The following is a 4,242-nucleotide window of genomic DNA, read 5'->3' on the forward strand; positions in this document are numbered from 1 at the left end:
ATGGCGTCGCAAAAAGTCCGATCTACTGCGTTGCGTGGCGGTTTTGCTCGTTCGGCATACCATATGTATGGCCTCACTCACAAAACACACCCCGCGCCTCGGAGTCTCTCTTCGATCGCTTACCTGTATATCGCACCTTTTACTTAGCCATCCCCGGACTTTTTGCGAGATTGTCAAAGTTGCTATAGAGAGTTAAATGACCATGAGTGACGATACTCAGGTAGGTCGTGTAGGTCGGTTTAATCCAACGGGCGTATCACGACAAGCTGAAAAATAGGATTTACCCCTTCGCGTTCTGATAAGATTTGTGTTAATAATAACGTGAATTCAACTTGATACGATACGTATTTGAAATATTATTTTAAATGCAACTCTCGCTGCGGTCTATTGGCGCTGATCTTGGCAGCAATGGTTCTGTCCTGGAGTCAAGCTGTCTTTGCAGTGCCGGAGTCCGACCTCGCTGTCGCCTTCGATGCTCAGGTGCGGCCGTTTATTCAACGGCATTTCATTACCGGTTCTTTTACTGGCACGGGCGGGCTGACCTTGCGTTATCGGGAGCGAGAGGTTGAAAACGCCGTCGGGATTGTGGTGGTGGTCGGCGGTCGTACTGAATTTAGCTCTAAATACGATGAACTGCTGTACGATCTGCGCGACCTGCCATTGACTTTTTACTCCGTTGACCACCGGGGCCAGGGGATTTCTGATCGTCTGCTTAGTGATAAAAACAAGGGTCATGTTGTTCGGTTTGAAGATTATGTAATTGATCTGTCGATATTTGTCGATACGATAGTGCGAAAAAAACATAAAGGGCCACTGGTCATCATCGCCCACTCCATGGGTGGCCTTGTCTCAGCCTTGTATGCCAATTCGTATCCTGATTCGGTCCAAGGGTTGATCCTCTGTTCACCGATGTTGGGGATCAAGACCTCGCTGCTGCCGACGGTTGCAGCTCGCTTTCTTATCCAGGGCGCTTGTTCTCTTGGTTTTGAAGACCGATATATATTTGGATGCCAATCTTCTGACAGTGGCAAATCTTTCAGCGCCAACAAGGTGACTCACAGTGAGGCCCGTTTTTCCTTGAACCAGCGCTTGGTCGCCGAGACCCCTGACAATGCCTTGGGTAATCCGACCTTTGGTTGGATCAATCAAGCCTTTGTGGGGATGGATCATCTTGCCGCTAGCCACCGGCAGTTAGTTATGCCTGTTTTACTTCTGCAGGCAGAGGAAGACAAGGTGGTCCGGAATGCGCCTCAGAACGCGTTGTGTCGCGACCTGCCTGAGTGTACCTTGGTGACACTCCCTGGTTCGGGGCACGAGATTCTGATGGAGAGGGATCCCGTCAGGAACTCTGCCCTGAAGAGGATTCGTGGTTTTGTAGGGATGATTATCTCGAAGGCAACTGTGGAGCGCCGGTCATGAGTCCAGAGGAGAATAATTTAGTTTTGACCGTGGGGGCGCAGTGTCTGCTGAGTTGTGCTCCAGCCCCTTTATTGAAGGTCTTGAAGGCTGGTCTGACTTTGCCCAATCCCAAATATCAGGCAGCTAAAAAGTATGGGCGCTGGGTCGGCAAGAGTTTTCCTCAGCATCTCTACTATTTCAAAGAGACCGAGCAGGGGTTGCTCATGCCCCGCGGTTACGCCAGGGATGTGGTTATTCAATGCATTGAGGTGTTGGGCCTGAAACCTGAAATCATTGATCGTCGCCGTACTCTGCCGGAGGTGGATTTCTCTTTTCGTGGTGAGCTTCGTCCGTATCAGCAAGAGGCGGTGTCCGCCGTTTTGACCCGGGATTTTGGGGTGCTTGAGGCCGGAACCGGCAGCGGCAAAACGGTGATGGCGCTTCAAGTCATTGCCCGCCGCCGTCAACCCACCATTATCTTGGTGCACACCAAGGAATTATTGTATCAGTGGGCAGAGCGGGTTGAGCAATTTCTTGGTGTTGAGGCGGCCTTGTTGGGAGATGGTAAAGCAGCGTTGGGTCCGGTGACGGTTGCCATTGTCAATTCGGCGCGTAATCAACAAGACACCCTGGCCGCGTTTTTTGGCCAGGTTTTGGTAGATGAATGCCACCGGGTGCCGACGAGCCTGTTTACCGATGTGGTCACCACCTTCGATGCCAAGTATTCACTAGGGCTCTCCGCCACTGCTTATCGTCGTGAAGATGTCCTGACTCGGTTGATCTACCTCTTTATGGGTAGTCGATCGTATCAGGTGGACGCCAAGCAACTCCAGGAAACCGGAGCGGTGTTAAAGCCAAGGATAGAGTTCAGGGTGACGGGGTTTACCTATAACTATCGGGATGATTATTCAACAATGATGACGGCCTTGGTCCTTGATGAGGCCAGAAACCGCCAAATAGCTGATGATGTGGCGGCGGTGGCGTCCAAGGATTCTGGTGCGATTCTTGTTGTCTCTGATCGGGTGGCCCATTGCGAGGCCCTGGCCGTCTTGATTACCGAGCGGGGCGCTTCGGCGGCGGTGCTCACCGGTCGGCTGAGTCCGGATAGGCGTGCCGAGATCGTGGCCGGCATCAGGGCCAATACGGTAAAAATTGTGATCTCCACAGTTCAATTGATTGGCGAGGGTTTTGATGCGCCAGGACTCACCACACTGTTCTTGGCCACGCCGATCAAATTTTCCGGCAGGCTCAAGCAGGTGATCGGGCGGATACTTCGTCCTGCTGCTAGCAGTAAGCAGGCCACGGTCTATGATTATATTGATGATCAGGTTGGTGTGCTCAAGTATTCTGCTCAGGGGCGGCAGATGACCTATGAGCAGTTAGTGTGAGGAGAGTAGGGGATGGTTGTTTTTTGGTCCTGGGTCAAGAATCAGGCTCCTAGAGGAAATTCCTTTTACTAACCGCATTGACCTGCTCATGATTATGCATTATCTATATCATCCAATGAAACTCGATACCTCCTTCAAAAAAATACTTGTTCTCTTCGCACTGGGGTTTGTGTGGCTGGCTTTGTCCTTTTTTGTCATTGCCGGTAACTCCGGCAGCTCCTGACGGCTACCGCCTTTGCCTCCTCAGTCTGAGGGGAACACAGTCCAAACGCCTACGGTCATCCGCTGACCGTTCTTTTTTTATTTTCCAGAGGAATTTATAATGGTTACTGATGCCTGTCTCTTGTATGCCGCCGAAGAACATATCTGTCCGCACTGCCAAAGCAAACTGACGTGCTGTACCACGCCCCCATTTCATGTTGGCGATGGTCTTGGTTGGGGTACGGATGTCTTTTTTATCTGCCTGAATGATGAGTGTTCTTTGTACCAGAATGGATGGAAGCATGTCGAAGAGCAGTATGGGCAGGTTGCTTCCTTTCGCTTCATGAGACTCCCAGGCGAGAATCAGGGAGGTCCGTTGATGGTTGGCAGTAATATGGCTTTCACCGGGAGTGAGGTGAATCTCGAGGAAGCTAAGGCCAAGAGTGACCGTTATCAGAAGGAAAAGCTCTCCCTTGAGCAGCTCAAGACATGTGTTGAAGAGAAGAATTTGGAGCCGGTTTTGTTCCTGATTACAGACGAGGAATCAGTGTTGGAAGGTAGGGAGAAGGCATGTAGTCTCTTGAAAGAGATATGTGACATTCGCTGTATTGACCCTATCCGGAATCACAAGTTTCGCCACACCGAGATCGGCCAGTTGGCCGATCTTGCCATTGTTGAAATCCTCAAAAAAACTTTTCAGCGCGAATGTCCTCATTGTTCAGAAATTATCAAGGCCCAGGCCACTATTTGCAAGCACTGCGGTAAATAAATTGTAAACGTTCAGCAGCATCGCATCTGCTTTGTCATCGGCCTGGTTCGCATACCATATGTATAGCGTACAGGCCTCTTTCGCACATCTGCAGCGCTGTGAACGTTTACAGTTCCGGGGTTACCTGTAGTTTCGGTGCCCCTGGTGAACGGTTGCAGTAAATTTACCTCCGTGTTTAAATATTCTTGCCAAGTAAAGGGCGATCTTGTATAAGGACTGAAATTGGTTGCTTCGGTAATCAACATGGTGGGCGTAGCTCAATAGGTGGAGCGTCGGGTTGTGGTCCCGAAGGTCGCCGGTTCGATCCCGGTCGCTCACCCCAGCAAACTTAAAGGCCTTACAAACGATAGTTTGTGAGGCCTTTTTTTTTTACCCCATCGCGTGGTTACGATTTTCGCATTCTCCTCCCCTTCCCCCCCCTCAGAAAGATCCCGCTTCGTTTAAACAACCCCCGTTTCGTTGTTGAGGCCCTCCTCCAACCCTCCA

Annotated in this window: 3 protein-coding genes and 1 tRNA gene; all 4 read left to right on the forward strand. The window is 50.8% G+C overall.

The window, feature by feature from the left end:
* The first annotated feature begins 348 nt into the window (after positions 1 to 348).
* Positions 349 to 1,419 carry an alpha/beta fold hydrolase gene (locus FP815_09895; protein ID MBA3015249.1) on the forward strand — a complete coding sequence of 357 codons (1,071 nt, stop codon included), beginning with the start codon at positions 349 to 351 and terminating at the stop codon, positions 1,417 to 1,419.
* The gene (locus FP815_09900) at positions 1,416 to 2,786 is read left to right on the forward strand and encodes a DEAD/DEAH box helicase (protein ID MBA3015250.1); all 1,371 of its coding nucleotides are present in this window, start codon (positions 1,416 to 1,418) and stop codon (positions 2,784 to 2,786) included. Before FP815_09895 ends, FP815_09900 begins: the two co-directional genes overlap by 4 nt.
* Positions 2,787 to 3,108: 322 nt before the next feature.
* On the forward strand, positions 3,109 to 3,756 hold the full coding sequence (locus FP815_09905) for a zinc ribbon domain-containing protein (GenBank protein MBA3015251.1): 648 nt from the start codon (positions 3,109 to 3,111) through the stop codon (positions 3,754 to 3,756).
* Positions 3,757 to 4,002: 246 nt separating this feature from the next.
* A tRNA-His gene (locus FP815_09910) sits at positions 4,003 to 4,078 on the forward strand.
* Positions 4,079 to 4,242 lie beyond the last annotated feature (164 nt).

Source organism: Desulfobulbaceae bacterium, assembly GCA_013792005.1.
Classification (GTDB): Bacteria; Desulfobacterota; Desulfobulbia; order Desulfobulbales; family VMSU01; genus VMSU01.